The organism is Pseudomonas sp. YY-1, assembly GCF_002843095.1.
GTDB classification, from domain to species: Bacteria; Pseudomonadota; Gammaproteobacteria; order Pseudomonadales; family Pseudomonadaceae; genus Aquipseudomonas; species Aquipseudomonas sediminis_A.
Genome location: NZ_PJLX01000005.1, coordinates 24,772 through 38,655, shown reverse-complemented (window position 1 = coordinate 38,655; position 13,884 = coordinate 24,772). Strand labels below are relative to the sequence as shown.

The window sequence follows — 13,884 nt, the reverse complement described above, 5'->3', positions numbered from 1 at the left end:
TCCTCAATTCTTCAGGTAGCCGTGTTCGGCGAGAAAGCTTTCGGTGAGGCCCGAGGCCTTGGGCTCTGCGGCCTTGTCGCCGAGCAGCAGGCGCTCCAGGTAACGCGCCAGCAGGTCGACCTCGAGGTTGACCTTACGCCCGGCCTGGTAGTCGACCATGATGGTCTCGGCCAGGGTGTGCGGCACGATGGTCAGTTCGAACTCGGCGCCATTGACCGCGTTGACCGTCAGGCTGGTGCCATCGACGGTGATCGAACCCTTGTGCGCGATGTACTTGGCCAGCTCGCGCGGGGCGCGCACCGTGAACTGCACGGCGCGAGCGTTATCGGCGCGCGAGACGATCTCGCCGACACCGTCGACGTGGCCGCTGACCAGATGGCCGCCGAGGCGACTGGTGGGCGTCAGGGCCTTTTCCAGATTGACCGCGCTGCCGGGCTTGAGGTCAACGAAGGCGGTGCGCGCCAGCGTCTCGCGGCTGACGTCAGCCCAGAAGCCGTCGCCGGGCAGTTCCACGGCGGTCAGACAGATGCCGTTGACGGCGATGCTGTCGCCGAGCTTGACGTCGCCCAGGTCGAGTTTTCCGGTGGCCACGTAAACGCGCACGTCGCCGCCTTTCGGCGTCATGGCGCGGATACTGCCGATGGCTTCGATTATGCCGGTGAACATAAGCCCTCCGGTTTCACGTTGAAGATGGTGCTGAACAGCATGGACGAACTCCTGTTTTGGTCAAAAACAGGGCAATGCCGATCGATAGGGATTTCGCGGACACGCACTAGGCGCCCGTGGAGGGAATCCCGCTCTCTCTTTATCCGGACTATACCGTCGGCCCCGGAATCACACCGGGTCTGCTGGACCTCGCCTGGCAGGTGCCGTGGCGAGCGCTCGCGGGCTAGGTTCTACGAACCATCACCGCCGGTGGGGAATTTCGCCCCGCCCTGAGAACGTTGCGGCCATGTGAAATGACCGCGTGGCGTTTTATCACATTTCTCGCCGCGACGCATGGCCCGTGCGCTATCTGGCCTTGGGCACCGCGGTGATCTGCCAGTCGTCGCCGACGGCGCGAATATCGAGAATCTGCAACTCCGGCGCTTCGGCCATCCGGTTGAGCGGCAATTCGAACAGCGGCCGCGCACTGGAGCCGAGCAGCTTGGGCGCGACGAAGATACGGTACTCGTCCACCAAACCGGAACGGGCGAAAGCGCCGGCCAGACGCGGCCCGGCTTCCACCAGCACTTCGTTGACGCCACGGCCGGCCAGTTCCAGCAGCAACTTGCGCAAGTCGACGTGACCATTGCTGCCCGGCACGGCGAGCAGTTCGTGACCATCGGCCAGATAGCGATCACGGGCGGCGGCAGCCGCACAGGTGGCCACCAGCGCCGGACCGGCCTGGAAGAAGGCTTTGCTCAGCGGCACGCGTAGACGACCATCGACCAATACCCGCAGCGGTGGTCGCGAAGCAGCCATGAAAGTGGCTTCGACCCCCAACCCCAGCTCGTCGGGACGCACCGTCAGCCGGGCGTCGTCCGCCAGCACGGTGTCGGCACCACTGAGCACCACGCTGGACTGCGCGCGTAAACGCTGCACCTCAGCGCGCGCCGCCGGACCAGTGATCCACTGGCTCTCACCGCTGGCCATGGCAGTGCGGCCATCCAGGCTCATCGCCGACTTGACCCGCACGAACGGCAACCCGCTCTCCATGCGCTTGATGAAACCGGCATTGAGCGCTCGCGCCTCGCTTTCCAGCACGCCACTGGCGACCTCGATACCGGCTTGGGCCAGGCGTAGCAGGCCACTGCCGGCCACCTGCGGGTTGGGGTCCTGCATCGCCGCAACGACCCGACTGACCCCGGCGGCGACCAGCGCATCGGCGCAAGGCGGCGTGCGCCCATGATGGCTGCAGGGCTCCAGTGTCACGTACGCCGTTGCGCCACGCGCCTTGTCGCCGGCCTGGCGCAGTGCGTGCACCTCGGCGTGCGGCTCACCGGCACGGGCATGCCAGCCTTCGCCGACGATCTCGCCATCACGCACGATGACGCAGCCGACTCGTGGATTGGGATGGGTGGAGTACACGCCTTTGCGCGCCAGCCGCAGGGCGCGCGCCATGAAGAATTGGTCGCGTTCGCTCATCGGCTTTTCGACGGCTCGCGGGCCAGGCGTTCGATTTCCTCGCGGAATTCGTTGAGGTCCTGAAAACGGCGGTAGACCGAGGCGAAGCGGATGTAGGCCACCTCGTCGAGCTTGCTCAGTTCGGTCATCACCAACTCACCCAGCACCAGCGACTTCACCTCGCGCTCGCCAGTGGCGCGCAGTTGCTGCTTGATACGGGCGATGGCTTCCTCCAGGCGCTCGACGCTCACCGGGCGTTTTTCCAGCGCGCGCTGCATGCCGGCGCGCAGCTTTTCTTCGTCGAAAGGCTGGCGGCTACCGTCCTGCTTGATCAGGCGCGGCATCACCAGCTCGGCGGTTTCGAAGGTGGTGAAGCGCTCACCGCAGGCCACGCATTCGCGGCGGCGGCGGACCTGGTCGCCCTCGGCGACCAGACGGGAATCGATGACCTTGGTGTCGTTGGCAGCGCAGAACGGACAATGCATGGTGAGGGCTGACGAATGGCGGCAAAGTCGCCATGGTAGCGCATAGCACGCCATTGAAAAATGTAAGGAGCCTTGAGATCGCCTGCTTACGGCGGCAAGACAAATTAAGCTATGCCCATGCCCCGTCAAAAGCAGAACCTGCCATGAATCGATATCTGCCCCTTCTACCCATTGCCCTGAGCGGCCTGCTTGCGGCCTGCGCCGGCGAGCCCACGAGCACTGCGCCGCCACCCACTCCAGCACCTGCGCAGGCAGAACCCATCGCTGCACCGATCCAGGGCCCAGGCCTGCGCGGCGAATTGCTTGGCGTCGCCGCAGGCGCCGATGTCGACCTCGCATTATTGGGCGTAGACATGCGCGGTCGCCCGCGTGCCTTGCTTGGCCAGGTTCATCTGCGTGGCGACGGCGAAGCGCTGCCGTTCCATCTGCCACTGAACACGCAGCAGGCGCCTCAGGATCTGCGCCTGGAACTGCGCGGCCGCGTCAGTCAATCCGGACGCCTGGTACAGCGCTTGCCGGCACGCACCATCGCCGAACTGAACGACCAGGACCTTGGCCCGCTGCACCTGGTGCCGGCGCCATGAGGCCACCCGTACCGCTGCAGCACGCGCTCAGCGAATTACTCGGCGATGCCCGCCTGGTGGCCGAAACACTACCCGGTACAGATATCGCCCTGTGGCTGATCGATGCCAGCAACATGGAACGCGCCTTCAACCCTGAGGAAACCAGGCGCATCCTCGAAGAGCCGCCCTACTGGTGCTTCTGCTGGGCCAGCGGCCTGGTGCTGGCACGCTGGCTGGCCGAGCGCCCCGAATGGGTACGCGGCAAGCGCGTACTGGATTTCGGCGCTGGTTCCGGCGTAGCGGCCATCGCCGCGGCCAAGGCGGGTGCGGCAGAAGTGGTGGCCTGCGACCTCGACCCACTGGCGCTGGCCGCCAGCCGCGCCAACGCCGCACTCAACGGTGTGACGCTGAACTACTCGGACGATTTCTTCGCCGAAGCGGATCGCTACGACCTGATTCTGGTCGCCGACGTGCTCTACGATCGCGCCAATCTGCCGCTGCTCGATCATTTTCTCAGCCGCGGGCGTCAGGCACTGGTGGCCGATTCGCGGGTCAAGGACTTTCAGCATCCACTCTATCAACGCCTGGCGCTGCTCGATGGCTGCACCTGGCCGGACCTGGCCGAACCGGCGGAATTCCGCGAAGTCAGCCTGTATCACGCCGCGCGCCCCTTGTAACCGCGCGCTGCTGCCCGCATTAATAGAACATTGCCCTGCTTTTCGAGACCGACCATGAGCGACTCCCCCTACATCTTCGACATCTCCGGCGCCGCCAGCTTCGAGCAACTGGTGATCGAGAACTCCTTCCACAAACCGGTGCTGGTGGACTTCTGGGCCGAGTGGTGCGCGCCGTGCAAGGCGCTGATGCCAATGCTGGCGAAGATCACCGAGGAATATGCCGGTGAGCTGCTGCTGGCCAAGGTCAACTGCGATATCGAGCAGGATATCGTCATGCGTTTCGGCATTCGCAGCCTGCCCACAGTGGTGTTGTTCAAGGACGGTCAGCCGGTGGATGGCTTCGCCGGTGCCCAGCCGGAAGCGGCGATCCGCGAGATGCTCAAGCCTCATGTCACTGAACCGGCTCCTACCGCCGCCGACCCGATGGAGGCCGCTCAGGCGCTGTTCGCCGAAGGCCGTTTTGCCGATACCGAAACACTGCTCAAGCAGGTGCTGACCGAAGACAACGAAAATGCTGCCGCGCTGATCCTCTACGCGCGCTGCCTGGCCGAGCGCGGCGAGTTGGGCGAGGCGGAAACTGTGCTCAACGCCGTCAAGAATGACGAGCACAAGCAGGCACTGGCCGGTGCCAAGGCGCAATTGACCTTCCTGCGTCAGGCCGCCGACCTGCCAGACGCAGCCACGCTGAAAAGCCGCCTGGCGCAGAACGCAGAGGACGACGAGGCGCTCTATCAACTGGCCGTGCAACAACTGGCGCGCCAGCAGTACGAAGCGGCGCTGGACGGCCTGCTCAAGCTGTTCGTGCGTAATCGCAGCTACAGCGAAGGCCTGCCGCACAAGACCCTGCTGCAAGTGTTCGACCTGCTCGGCGGCGATCACCCGCTGGTCACCACCTACCGCCGCAAGCTGTATCAGGCGATCTACTGATTCCAGCGTTGGATCGCGCTCGCCGTGGGGCGCGCCTTGCGCATCGGCTCGCCAGCTCAAGCAGGTGAGCTCGGTGCGCGCGGCGCACTCTACGGCGACACAGATAAGGCTCCGGCCTGACACGGATGGCCTTTGTAGGGTGTCGCGGGGCCGCCTAGGCCGTGCGCACCTCCGATGAAACCGCTCATGTTTCGCTGCTCACAGCAGAGCTGTCCCACGACACCCTGAGCGACTACTCCTGCCAGTGATAGATCGGCGCGTCCGCGCCGGTTTCCATGCGGATCTGCTCGCAATGACGCAAACGCACCAACAAGCGCTTGCCTGCAACCTCCCCCCCGGCCAGCGCGGCCAGTTGCGCCATCAGCTTCGGCCCTTCCACCTGTCCTGCATCGCGCACCAGTTGCAGCGCGGTCTGCCACAGCGCATCACCCGCGTCAGCTGCGGCAGTCGCTGCAGCGACGCTGGGTGTCGGCGTAACAGCTACATGCTGCGCCAGTTGCGTCCAGTCCTCGGCATCCAGCTCCAGCGTCAGATCCACCGGCCAGTCGCCAATGCGCCCACGTATTCGCACCATGTTCAGCCTCCAGTCAGGATCTTGCATGCTCCCATGACAGCGTCAGGCTGGCCAGTTCGCCACGAAAGTTGTTATAACGTAACAGTTAACTCGCACCCAAGCTGGAGACACCCATGCGCCACCTGCTGCTCGCCCTGCCCTTCGCCCTGCTGCCCCTGGTCGCCGCCCAGGCCCATGAACACGGCCATGATCACGACCACGAACATTCCCACGACAGCCTGGGTGCCCACGAACACGGCGTCGCCAGCCTCAACGCAGCACTGGACGGCAACCTGCTGGAGCTGCAGCTCGAAAGCCCGGCAATGAACCTGGTGGGCTTCGAACATGCCGCCAAGAGCGATGCCGACAAGGCCAAGGTCGCCGCCGCCAAGCGTGAACTGGAGCAGCCCATCAGCCTGTTCGCCCTGAACAGCGGCGATTGCAAGGCCACCCAGGTCGAACTGGAAAGCCCACTGTTCGGCGACGCTGACCACGATCACGATCACGATCACGATCACGATCACGATCACGAAGGCGAGCACAGCGACATCCATGCGCACTATCGCTTCGAATGCGCCAAGGCCAACGAATTGAAACAGTTGGATCTCGCCGAACTGTTCAAACGCTTCCCCGCCACCGAGAAGATTCAGGTACAACTGATCGGCCCGAATGGTCAGCAGGGCGTGGAACTGACGCCAGCACAGCCACGCTTGAGCTTCTGACCTGCCACGTCTAATTGCCGGAGTGAGCGCCCCTCGCTCCGGCAATAAACGCCTTCTCCCGACACGCTGCAGACAATGACCGAACCTCTGATCGAACTCGCCAATCTCGGCTTCGCCTGGCCCGGCCAGGCGCAGCTGCTGGATATCCCCGCCTTCACCCTGGCACGCGGTGAAACCCTGTTTCTCAAAGGCCCAAGTGGCAGCGGCAAAACCACCTTGCTCGGCCTGCTAGGCGGCGTACAACGTGCGCAAAGCGGCCATATCCGCCTGCTCGGCCAGGACCTCGGCCAACTCTCCGCCGGTGCCCGCGACCGTTTTCGCGTCGACCACACTGGCTACATCTTCCAGCAGTTCAACCTGCTGCCATTTCTTTCTGTGCGCGAGAACGTCGAGCTGCCCTGCCGCTTCTCGCGCCTGCGCGCCGAACGCGCGCGCCAGCGTCACGGCAGCATCGATGCCGCCGCAGCAGCGCTGCTCGACCATCTCGGCCTGCGCGCAGACCTGCTCGGCCGCCGCGCCGACGAACTGTCCATCGGCCAGCAACAGCGGGTCGCCGCCGCGCGCGCACTGATCGGCCAACCAGAGCTGGTGATCGCCGACGAGCCGACCTCGGCGCTGGACTTCGACGCCCGCGAGGCCTTCCTGCAGTTGCTCTTCGCCGAATGCCGCGCCGCCGGCGCCAGCCTGCTGTTCGTCAGTCACGATCAGAGCCTGGCTTCGCTGTTCGACCGCAACCTGTCGCTCGCCGAACTCAACCGCGCCACGCGCCCGCAGGAGGCCTGAGATGCATCTGATCCGCATCGCCCTGGCCAGCCTGGCCAATCGCCGTTTCACCGCCCTGCTCACGGTATTCGCCATCGCCCTTTCGGTCTGCCTGCTGCTGGCCGTGGAGCGTGTACGTACCGAAGCCCGCGCCAGCTTCGCCAACACCATCAGCGGCACCGACCTGATCGTCGGCGCCCGCTCCGGCAGCGTGAACCTGCTGCTCTACTCGGTGTTCCGCATCGGCAACGCCACCAACAACATCCGCTGGGACAGTTTCGAGCACTTCGCCAACCATCGTCAGGTGAAGTGGGCTATCCCCATTTCCCTCGGTGACTCGCACCGCGGCTATCGAGTCATGGGCACCAGCACCGCCTATTTCGAGCACTACCGCTACGCCCGCAGCCAGGCGCTGAAGTTGGCCCAGGGCCGCGAGTTTGCCGACGACCCGTTCGAGGTAGTACTCGGCGCGGAAGTGGCCCAGGCGCTGGGCTACGGCCTCGGCGAGAACATCGTTCTGGCACACGGCGTCGCCACCATCAGCCTGGTCAAGCATGACGACAAGCCGTTCACCGTGGTCGGCATCCTCGAACGCACCGGCACACCGGTCGACCGCACGCTGCACATTTCCCTGGCCGGAATGGAGGCGCTGCATATCGATTGGCAGAACGGCATGCCGGCACGCGGCGCGGCGCAGATCAGCGCGGATCAGGTGCGAGAGTGGGCAAGTGCCTGTTCACAAGCGTCGCGAGCGCAGACGGGGCAAGGCGAAAGCGGGCGAGGAAGCGCAGTTGAGTCGAGTCTCAATGAGCATTCCGAGCCCGCTTTCAACGCAGCAGCGTCAAGCGCAGTAGCTTGTGGACAGGCGCTGCAGCCCAAGCAGATCACTGCCTTCATGCTCGGCCTCAACAGCAAGATCGCGACGTTCAGCCTGCAACGCGAGATCAACGAGTTTCGCGGCGAGCCGCTGCTGGCGATCCTGCCCGGCGTCGCCCTGCAGGAACTGTGGAGCCTGATGGGCACCGCCGAACAGGCGCTGTTCGTGGTCTCGCTGTTCGTCGTGCTCACCGGTCTGATCGGCATGCTGACGGCAATCCTCACCAGCCTCAACGAACGCCGCCGGGAAATGGCCATCCTGCGCTCGGTGGGCGCACGTCCCTGGCATATCGCCAGCCTGCTGGTGCTCGAGGCCTTTGCCCTGGCGCTGGCCGGCGTGGTGCTCGGCCTGGCCCTGCTGTACCTCGGTATCGCCGGCAGCCAGGGCTACGTACAGGCCAACTACGGCCTGTACCTGGCACTCAGTGCACCGTCGAGCTACGAGTGGAAACTGCTGGGCAGCATTCTCGCCGCGGCCGTGGCGATGGGCAGCGTACCGGCCTGGCGGGCCTATCGGCAGTCGTTGGCCGATGGGCTGTCGATCAGGCTCTGAGGGAAAGTTGAGAGTGCCTGGCGTACACTGCGCAGGCGCTCTTATTACGAGGTTCCTCATGTCCCGCCCCCTGCTCGCCACTCTGCTGCTGACCCTGGCACTGCCGCTGGCCGCCGCTGATGTGCGCGAACTCACCTGGTCCGAGCTGATTCCATCGGACGCTCCGCCGCAGGTCATCAACCCAGCGCCGATCCACGACCTCTCGCAATTGGCCGACGCCCTGGCCGAAGCCGGCCCGGCAGCCATGCAACAGTCTCCGGCCGCACCAGTGGTCAAGGAGCTCAACGGCCAGGCCGTGAAATTGCCCGGTTATATCGTGCCACTGGACGTGACCGACGAAGGCCGCGTGGTGGAATTCCTGCTGGTGCCCTACTTTGGCGCCTGCATCCACGTGCCGCCACCGCCCTCGAACCAGATCGTCCACGTCACCAGCGAGCTGGGCGTGCTGCTCGATGCGCTGTACCAACCGTTCTGGGTGGAGGGCCCGCTGAAGGTCGAACACGTCAGCAGCGAGCTGGCGGAGGTCGGCTACCAGATGGAAGCGGACAAGATCTACGCCTACGAATTGCCTGATAGCTGACCCCTGCCAGGGATTCGTAGCTGTGGCTGTAGGAGCGGCTTCAGCCGCGAAAAGATTCACGGATAAATCGCAACGCCGCCCGCCGCTCCTACAAATACCCCGCCCAAGAAAAAGCCAGACATCGAGTCTGGCTTTTTCAGCTATCGCCATCGTCAGCTACGACTGGCGACGCGGTTCTCCCGCTCGAAGCGCAGCTCGCTTTCCGCCCACTGCCGCCAGGAGCGCACCTTGGCTCGCTCGGCACCGCCACGTTCGGCACGCGCCAGCGCATCCAGGCCAGCCTGCCAGCGCGACTGTTCCAGCTCCAGCTGTGCGACATAAAGCCAGTGCTTGCCGTTGCCGCTGCGCTCGGCCAGCGGGCGCAGTACGCGCACCGCAGCAGCGCGATCACGCGCCTGCCACCAGAACAGGCCCAGGCGCTCCTGACGCGCGGCGGTGTTGGCCAGCAGGCCGCTGTCGAGCATGCCGGCCAGCAGCTTGGCGCCCTGCCATGGCTGATCGGCGGCACCGGCGAGCAGGACCAGGTTGTCCAGCTCCGACTCGCTGAAACGCAGGCCCTTGCTATGTGCAGCGCGCAGGGTCGCCAGTGCCTTGTCATTGCTGCCAGCCATCTGCTGCAGGCCGGCCAGCTGGCGCCAGCCCTTGGCATCGTTCGGTTGGCGCGCGAGCAACTGACGCTGCCAGCGCTCGGCCTCGGCATAGCGCTTGAGGTCGGCATTGGCCCCCACCAGGAACTGCAGCCAGATGTCATCGGCCTTGGGATTGGCCTGCACGTAGCGCTCGGCCAGCGGCAGCGCCTTGGCCGGCTGGTTCATGCCCTGGTAGGCCTGCACCAGGATCTGCAGCACCTCTTCGGAAGCCTTGCCCTGCTCGGGCGCCAGAAGCTCGACGACCTTGGCATAGCGGCGCTCGCCCAGGTTGAGCTTGGCCAGGTTGAGACGCTCGCCGGCCAGCATCTCCGCATCCAGCTTGCCGCTGCGCACGGCCTTGTCCAGCCACTCAATGGCCTGAACATTGTTGCCGGCCGACCAGGCCACATAGGCCTTGCTACGCCAGACCAGTGCCTCTTCGAGGCTGCCGCTCTTGGCCTGGACATCATCGAGTGCACGCTGCGCGGCGGCATAGTCGCCTTTCTGCTGCGCGACCTGCGCCGTGTTCAGGGCCTTGAACACGGCCGGATCGACGGTCTGCTGAGCCATGCCAGGCACGGCCGCAGCACTGAGCATCACGAGCAACAACCAACGGTACATGGTCAGCTCCTTTCCAGACGGAAGTAGAGGGTCTTCACCGCTTCGCGGTCCACTGCCAGGCCACCCTCGATGCGTGGCGCAAAGCGCCAGCGAGAGGCGGCACGGCGCGCTTCGCGCTCGAACACGTTACGTGGATTGGCTTCCAGCACGCGGATGTTCTCCACGTTGCCGGAACGATTGATGGTGAACGCCAGTTTGACGAAGCCTTCAATGCCACGTTGCAGGGCGTAACGCGGGTAATCCGGGCGCACGTCATTGAGCGGCATGACTTCGCTCTCCATACCGCCCATCTGCCCGCCGGACTCGGCTGCCTCGCTCGGCGGCGTCGGTGCCGGAGCCCCCGGTGCAAGACCGGACAAGCTCGGTGCCGGCGCGCTGTTGACGGCAATACCACTGGCCAGGCTGGGCAGTTGGATGTCCAGCGCCGGCAGGTTGGCATTCGGCGTGGCCGTTTGCGGCGTCGGTGGCGTGGGTGGCTGCGGCGTCTGCGGTTGCGGCGGCTGCGGTGCCTGCTGACGGGTGCGGCTGGCGGTCTCGCTGGCGTTACCGTCCATGCGCACGAAATTGGCCACGCTGACCGGTTCCTGACTCACCTTGGCGCTCGGTGGCGCGACCATGTACAGCATCAGGGCGAACAGCCCCAAGGCCATCAGGCAGGCGCCGAGAAAAGACAGCGGCAGGCGCATCAGTTGACTCCGCTACCGGCGGCCAGAGCGACATCCTGCACACCGGCCAGACGCGCCTGATCCATCACCTGAACCACCAGGCCGGTACGCGCATCCTGATCGGCCTGCACCACCACGGCACCATCCGGCTGATCGACGCGCATGCGCTCGACATGCGCCCGTACGCTGCGGATGTCCACCGGCTGCTTGTCCATCCAGATCTGCCCGTCGGCGGTGACGGCAATGAGGATATTGCCCTTGTCCTGCGGGCTGGCGGTTTCCGCCTGCGGGCGCTGCACTTCGACGCCAGACTCACGAATGAAGGAGCTGGTGACGATGAAGAAGATCAGCATGATGAAGACCACGTCGAGCATCGGCGTGAGGTCGATGCCGGTGTCTTCGTCCTGCTGGTGGTGACGACGCATTCTCATGTTGGGCGATCTCAGTCGTGACGCAGCTGGTCGGCCAGCCGCTCGATGGCCTGGCTGGCTTCGCGTTCGAGGCGCGCCAGGCTGAACAATCCAGGAATGGCCAGAACCATGCCGGCCATGGTCGGCAGGGTCGCCTGCCACACGCCTGCGGCCATGCCGCGAGGGTTACCGGTGCCGTTGAGGGCGAGCACATCGAATACGGCGATCATGCCAAGCACGGTGCCGAGCAGGCCGAGCAGCGGATACAGCGCCACCAGGGTCTTGCCCAGGCGCAGCGGCGCGGCCAGTTGCTGACGCGCCTGCGCCAGCCAGGCCAGGCGAACGGCGCGCTGCCAGTTGCCGTTGTCATCAGCCAGCACCTGCTGCCAGGCCTCGCGGCGCTCCTGCACCCAGCGCGGGAAAATCCTGCGCATGTACCAGAAACGCTCGAACACCAGGGTCCAGAACACCACGCAGAGCACCGCCAGCGCCCACATCACCACGCCGCCAGCGCTCATGAAGTCGAGCAGTGCATGAGCACTGTCGACTGCACGTAGCCAGAAGGCGAACAGATCAGTCACGGCGCGGCGCTCCCGACAGGTGCAGGGCAATCAGACCAGCGCTCTGCTGTTCCAGAATCTGGATCAGGCCCTTGCTGCGGCTGGCCAGCAGGCTGTGCAGGAACAGCAGCGGAATGGCTACCACCAGGCCCAGCACGGTGGTTACCAACGCCTGGGAGATACCGTCGGCCATCAGGCGCGAGTCGCCGCCACCGCTCTGGGTGATGGCCTGGAAGGTCACGATCATGCCGGTCACGGTGCCCAGCAGGCCGAGCAGCGGTGCCACGGCTGCCAGCAGCTTGAGCAGGCCCTGGCCTTTCTCCAGCGGCGGCGTTTCCTGCAGGATCGCTTCGTCGAGCTTCAGCTCCAGGGTTTCCAGGTCAGCCAGTTGCGGCTTGGCGCCCAGTACACCAATCACGCGGCCTAGTGGGTTGTCATTACGCGGCGCACTGAGGTCGTGCATCTGCGCCTTGACGCCGCTACCAACGCGAGCCAAGTAGACCATGCGCCACACAGCGAGGAGCAGGCCGAAAGCACCCAGCACAACGATCACCCAGCCGACCAGACCACCCTGTTGCAGACGGTCCCACAGAGTCGGCTGCTGCTGCAGCTGCGCCAGCAGGCTGCCACGGCTCGGATCGATGGGCAGCGTGGCGAGCGCATCGGTGCTGCTCAGGTAGTCCTTGACCTGCCCCAGACCGGATGGCTGACGCGGCGGCGCCACCAATTGCCCGGCATCGGCGTCGTAACGCAGGAAGGCATCCTCGCCATACACAGCGAAGGCGCCAACACGCAGTACCTGCTGCTCCTGACGCGAACCATCGGCACTCACCACCGGCAGTTGCAGGCGCTCGATACGGCCGCTGGCAGCCAGGTCTTCGAGGAGCAGCATCCAGTAGCCGTCAAGATCGTCAGCGGACGGCAGCGAGCGGCTTTCGGCCAATGCTTTGAGGCGCTTCAGACGCTCCGGATACTGGGCGTTGAGCAGACTGTCCTGCCATTGCCCGGCGACATCACCCGCGCTCTGGCGCACCACGCCAAACAGCTCACCGAGGTGACCAACGCGCTGTGCCAGCAGTTTTTCCTGCTCGGCCAGTTCGGCCTCCTGCCGGTCGAACTCGGCCTTGAGGCGTTCGCTTTCGGCTTTCTGGGTATTCAGCGCGGAACGTGCGGCAGCCAGCAACTGCGCCTGCTCGCTACGTTTGGCGAGAAACGCCTGCTCGCGCTCCTGCATGGCGCTGACTTCGGCAGCGCGCTCGCTACGGATGCGCTGCAGCAGTTGATCGGGGTTGAGGGTTTCGGCCACGGCGGCCAGTGCCGGCAACAGGCTGAGCGCCAATACGGCTACAACACGACGACTCATTGTGCGGCCTCCTCGGCCAGGGTCTTGATCGGCAGGGACAGCACGGCGGGCGCCTGTTGCTGACGGGCGATGGCGATAGCTTGGGTCAGCGGACGACGCGCGCTGCCGTCGAGCACTTCCCAGGCCTTGGTCTGCGGGTTCCACCAGCCGCTCTCGTGGGCATCGAGGGTCTGGTAATAGAGCATGCTGCGGCCCAGGCGCAGGAACTCGACGCTACGCGAGCCGCCATCGGCCTGGTTCAGTTCGCCACGCCAGGCCTCCAGGGTGCGACCGTAGTCGCTTTCAATCTGGTAAGCCTCGAGGATGCGGCGATATTTGTCGGCCAGGCTGACATCGGCGCGCGGTAGCAGGTCCTGCAGCTGAGCCAGACGGTCTTCACGTTCCTCGGGCAGGAAGGGTAGATCGGCGGCGATGAACTCACCCAGCACCTCAACCATCTTGACCATCTGCGGGCTTACCGCTTCCTGGGTGCGTTCGATGCCATCGAGCTGCTTCTGATAACTGGCCAGCTCCTGACGCTGGGCTTCGACCAGGTCACGAAGTTGACTGTTATAACCTTTCAAAGCCTCAGCCTGCTGCAAGGCATTTCGGTACTCATTGAGCATCTCACGGCTGGCGTCATCCAGCTGTTCGACACGGCCCTGGGAGGCTTTCGCCTCGGCGGCCAGGCGCTGGCTTTCGTCGAGCGCAGCATCCAGCGGCGCGGCGAGCAGCGAGCCGCTGCTCAACATCAGTGCCACGACCAGGGAACGGTGGGGGAAGCGATTCATGCGCAGAGGGTCCTCGACAGACGGGCTTGCTTCAAAAAGAGAAACATTATCATCTACAGATG

At 65.0% G+C, this 13,884-nt stretch carries 17 protein-coding genes and 1 riboswitch; of the genes, 7 read left to right on the top strand and 10 right to left on the bottom strand.

The features are described 5' to 3' along the window. Positions 1 to 3 precede the first annotated feature (3 nt). The 3 genes from CXP40_RS08745 to nrdR form a co-directional block, all read right to left on the bottom strand. Positions 4 to 666, bottom strand: coding sequence for a riboflavin synthase (locus tag CXP40_RS08745; protein ID WP_106733421.1), 663 nt, complete (start codon positions 664 to 666; stop codon positions 4 to 6). 126 nt (positions 667 to 792) lie between these two features. Next, positions 793 to 947: riboswitch (FMN riboswitch) on the bottom strand. Positions 948 to 1,011: 64 nt separating this feature from the next. Beyond that, positions 1,012 to 2,127 (bottom strand): bifunctional diaminohydroxyphosphoribosylaminopyrimidine deaminase/5-amino-6-(5-phosphoribosylamino)uracil reductase RibD, encoded by a 1,116-nt coding sequence (gene ribD, locus CXP40_RS08740; protein ID WP_106733420.1) that lies wholly within the window; start codon positions 2,125 to 2,127, stop codon positions 1,012 to 1,014. Continuing rightward, the gene (gene nrdR / locus CXP40_RS08735) at positions 2,124 to 2,591 is read right to left on the bottom strand and encodes a transcriptional regulator NrdR (protein ID WP_003243991.1); all 468 of its coding nucleotides are present in this window, start codon (positions 2,589 to 2,591) and stop codon (positions 2,124 to 2,126) included. Before nrdR ends, ribD begins: the two co-directional genes overlap by 4 nt. Before the next feature lie 143 nt (positions 2,592 to 2,734). Here nrdR and CXP40_RS08730 point away from each other — a divergent pair, with 143 nt between their 5' ends. Genes CXP40_RS08730 through trxA form a run of 3 tightly spaced genes read left to right on the top strand, consistent with a single transcriptional unit; the run spans position 2,735 to position 4,758 of the window. Beyond that, entirely contained in the window at positions 2,735 to 3,175 is a 441-nt protein-coding gene (locus tag CXP40_RS08730) for a hypothetical protein (RefSeq protein WP_099526290.1), read from the top strand. Further along, entirely contained in the window at positions 3,172 to 3,831 is a 660-nt protein-coding gene (locus CXP40_RS08725) for a methyltransferase (protein ID WP_106733419.1), read from the top strand. The genes CXP40_RS08730 and CXP40_RS08725 overlap by 4 nt, the downstream gene beginning before the upstream one ends. Positions 3,832 to 3,885: 54 nt before the next feature. Next, positions 3,886 to 4,758, top strand: coding sequence for a thioredoxin (trxA, locus tag CXP40_RS08720; RefSeq protein WP_106733418.1), 873 nt, complete (start codon positions 3,886 to 3,888; stop codon positions 4,756 to 4,758). A 232-nt stretch (positions 4,759 to 4,990) separates the two neighbouring features. Here trxA and CXP40_RS08715 read toward each other — a convergent pair whose 3' ends face one another. Beyond that, positions 4,991 to 5,332 (bottom strand): hypothetical protein, encoded by a 342-nt coding sequence (locus CXP40_RS08715; RefSeq protein ID WP_106733417.1) that lies wholly within the window; start codon positions 5,330 to 5,332, stop codon positions 4,991 to 4,993. 113 nt (positions 5,333 to 5,445) lie between these two features. On the opposite strand from CXP40_RS08715, the gene CXP40_RS08710 reads away from it, so the two are divergent. The 4 genes from CXP40_RS08710 to CXP40_RS08695 all read left to right on the top strand — a co-directional run bounded on the left by CXP40_RS08710 (position 5,446) and on the right by CXP40_RS08695 (position 8,804). Continuing rightward, complete coding sequence (locus CXP40_RS08710; RefSeq protein WP_106733416.1) at positions 5,446 to 6,033, top strand: DUF2796 domain-containing protein; 588 nt, start codon at positions 5,446 to 5,448, stop codon at positions 6,031 to 6,033. Positions 6,034 to 6,108: 75 nt separating this feature from the next. After that, on the top strand, positions 6,109 to 6,816 hold the full coding sequence (locus CXP40_RS08705) for an ABC transporter ATP-binding protein (protein ID WP_099526285.1): 708 nt from the start codon (positions 6,109 to 6,111) through the stop codon (positions 6,814 to 6,816). Between the two features lies 1 nt (position 6,817). Beyond that, entirely contained in the window at positions 6,818 to 8,224 is a 1,407-nt protein-coding gene (locus CXP40_RS08700) for an FtsX-like permease family protein (RefSeq protein ID WP_106733415.1), read from the top strand. A gap of 58 nt (positions 8,225 to 8,282) precedes the next feature. After that, on the top strand, positions 8,283 to 8,804 hold the full coding sequence (locus CXP40_RS08695) for a DUF3299 domain-containing protein (protein ID WP_106733414.1): 522 nt from the start codon (positions 8,283 to 8,285) through the stop codon (positions 8,802 to 8,804). A 152-nt stretch (positions 8,805 to 8,956) separates the two neighbouring features. Here the strand turns inward: CXP40_RS08695 and CXP40_RS08690 are convergent, their stop codons facing one another. Genes CXP40_RS08690 through CXP40_RS08665 form a run of 6 tightly spaced genes read right to left on the bottom strand, consistent with a single transcriptional unit; the run spans position 8,957 to position 13,822 of the window. After that, entirely contained in the window at positions 8,957 to 10,054 is a 1,098-nt protein-coding gene (locus CXP40_RS08690) for a tetratricopeptide repeat protein (RefSeq protein WP_106733413.1), read from the bottom strand. A gap of 2 nt (positions 10,055 to 10,056) precedes the next feature. Beyond that, positions 10,057 to 10,740, bottom strand: a complete 684-nt coding sequence (locus CXP40_RS08685) for an energy transducer TonB (protein ID WP_106733412.1) — start codon at positions 10,738 to 10,740, stop codon at positions 10,057 to 10,059. Then, positions 10,740 to 11,150, bottom strand: a complete 411-nt coding sequence (locus tag CXP40_RS08680; protein WP_003463247.1) for a biopolymer transporter ExbD — start codon at positions 11,148 to 11,150, stop codon at positions 10,740 to 10,742. Before CXP40_RS08680 ends, CXP40_RS08685 begins: the two co-directional genes overlap by 1 nt. An 11-nt stretch (positions 11,151 to 11,161) precedes the next feature. After that, complete coding sequence (locus tag CXP40_RS08675; RefSeq protein ID WP_003463249.1) at positions 11,162 to 11,710, bottom strand: MotA/TolQ/ExbB proton channel family protein; 549 nt, start codon at positions 11,708 to 11,710, stop codon at positions 11,162 to 11,164. Beyond that, positions 11,703 to 13,052 carry a MotA/TolQ/ExbB proton channel family protein gene (locus CXP40_RS08670; protein ID WP_106733411.1) on the bottom strand — a complete coding sequence of 450 codons (1,350 nt, stop codon included), beginning with the start codon at positions 13,050 to 13,052 and terminating at the stop codon, positions 11,703 to 11,705. The genes CXP40_RS08675 and CXP40_RS08670 overlap by 8 nt, the downstream gene beginning before the upstream one ends. Then, positions 13,049 to 13,822 carry a DUF3450 domain-containing protein gene (locus CXP40_RS08665; protein WP_099526279.1) on the bottom strand — a complete coding sequence of 258 codons (774 nt, stop codon included), beginning with the start codon at positions 13,820 to 13,822 and terminating at the stop codon, positions 13,049 to 13,051. Before CXP40_RS08665 ends, CXP40_RS08670 begins: the two co-directional genes overlap by 4 nt. Between the last annotated feature and the right edge of the window lie 62 nt (positions 13,823 to 13,884).

What these genes read in the sequence shown, in the direction of transcription:
- CXP40_RS08745 (WP_106733421.1), bottom strand. Translation starts at nt 666, where the DNA reads ATGTTCACCGGCATAATCGAAGCCATCGGCAGTATCCGCGCCATGACG.
- ribD (WP_106733420.1), bottom strand. Translation starts at nt 2,127, where the DNA reads ATGAGCGAACGCGACCAATTCTTCATGGCGCGCGCCCTGCGGCTGGCG.
- nrdR (WP_003243991.1), bottom strand. Translation starts at nt 2,591, where the DNA reads ATGCATTGTCCGTTCTGCGCTGCCAACGACACCAAGGTCATCGATTCC.
- CXP40_RS08730 (WP_099526290.1), top strand. Translation starts at nt 2,735, where the DNA reads ATGAATCGATATCTGCCCCTTCTACCCATTGCCCTGAGCGGCCTGCTT.
- CXP40_RS08725 (WP_106733419.1), top strand. Translation starts at nt 3,172, where the DNA reads ATGAGGCCACCCGTACCGCTGCAGCACGCGCTCAGCGAATTACTCGGC.
- trxA (WP_106733418.1), top strand. Translation starts at nt 3,886, where the DNA reads ATGAGCGACTCCCCCTACATCTTCGACATCTCCGGCGCCGCCAGCTTC.
- CXP40_RS08715 (WP_106733417.1), bottom strand. Translation starts at nt 5,332, where the DNA reads ATGGTGCGAATACGTGGGCGCATTGGCGACTGGCCGGTGGATCTGACG.
- CXP40_RS08710 (WP_106733416.1), top strand. Translation starts at nt 5,446, where the DNA reads ATGCGCCACCTGCTGCTCGCCCTGCCCTTCGCCCTGCTGCCCCTGGTC.
- CXP40_RS08705 (WP_099526285.1), top strand. Translation starts at nt 6,109, where the DNA reads ATGACCGAACCTCTGATCGAACTCGCCAATCTCGGCTTCGCCTGGCCC.
- CXP40_RS08700 (WP_106733415.1), top strand. Translation starts at nt 6,818, where the DNA reads ATGCATCTGATCCGCATCGCCCTGGCCAGCCTGGCCAATCGCCGTTTC.
- CXP40_RS08695 (WP_106733414.1), top strand. Translation starts at nt 8,283, where the DNA reads ATGTCCCGCCCCCTGCTCGCCACTCTGCTGCTGACCCTGGCACTGCCG.
- CXP40_RS08690 (WP_106733413.1), bottom strand. Translation starts at nt 10,054, where the DNA reads ATGTACCGTTGGTTGTTGCTCGTGATGCTCAGTGCTGCGGCCGTGCCT.
- CXP40_RS08685 (WP_106733412.1), bottom strand. Translation starts at nt 10,740, where the DNA reads ATGCGCCTGCCGCTGTCTTTTCTCGGCGCCTGCCTGATGGCCTTGGGG.
- CXP40_RS08680 (WP_003463247.1), bottom strand. Translation starts at nt 11,150, where the DNA reads ATGAGAATGCGTCGTCACCACCAGCAGGACGAAGACACCGGCATCGAC.
- CXP40_RS08670 (WP_106733411.1), bottom strand. Translation starts at nt 13,052, where the DNA reads ATGAGTCGTCGTGTTGTAGCCGTATTGGCGCTCAGCCTGTTGCCGGCA.
- CXP40_RS08665 (WP_099526279.1), bottom strand. Translation starts at nt 13,822, where the DNA reads ATGAATCGCTTCCCCCACCGTTCCCTGGTCGTGGCACTGATGTTGAGC.